The organism is Streptococcus mitis (assembly GCF_946190065.1).
GTDB classification, from domain to species: domain Bacteria; phylum Bacillota; class Bacilli; order Lactobacillales; family Streptococcaceae; genus Streptococcus; species Streptococcus mitis_DE.
The window spans coordinates 1-236 of sequence record NZ_CAMHZD010000233.1 but is presented as its reverse complement, the minus strand read 5'-3'; the positions used below and the strand labels follow the sequence as shown (position 1 = coordinate 236).

General features: G+C 55.5%; 2 tRNA genes. Both read right to left on the bottom strand.

The annotated features are described in order from the left end of the window. Nucleotides 1–80 precede the first annotated feature (80 nt). Nucleotides 81–152, bottom strand: a tRNA-Glu gene (locus tag OCF96_RS10070). 8 nt (nt 153–160) lie between these two features. Beyond that, nucleotides 161–234 (bottom strand) — tRNA-Ile (locus OCF96_RS10065). Between the last annotated feature and the right edge of the window lie 2 nt (nt 235–236).

Here is a 236-nt window from a genome sequence, read left to right as displayed (position 1 = left end):
TTCGAACCCACGCACGCTTTTACACGCCTGACGGTTTTCAAGACCGTTCCCTTCAGCCGGACTTGGGTAATCCTCCAAAATAGTCCGTACGGGATTCGAACCCGTGTTACCGCCGTGAAAAGGCGGTGTCTTAACCCCTTGACCAACGGACCAAACTTTATGGGCACGAGTGGACTCGAACCACCGACCTCACGCTTATCAGGCGTGCGCTCTAACCACCTGAGCTACGCGCCCAA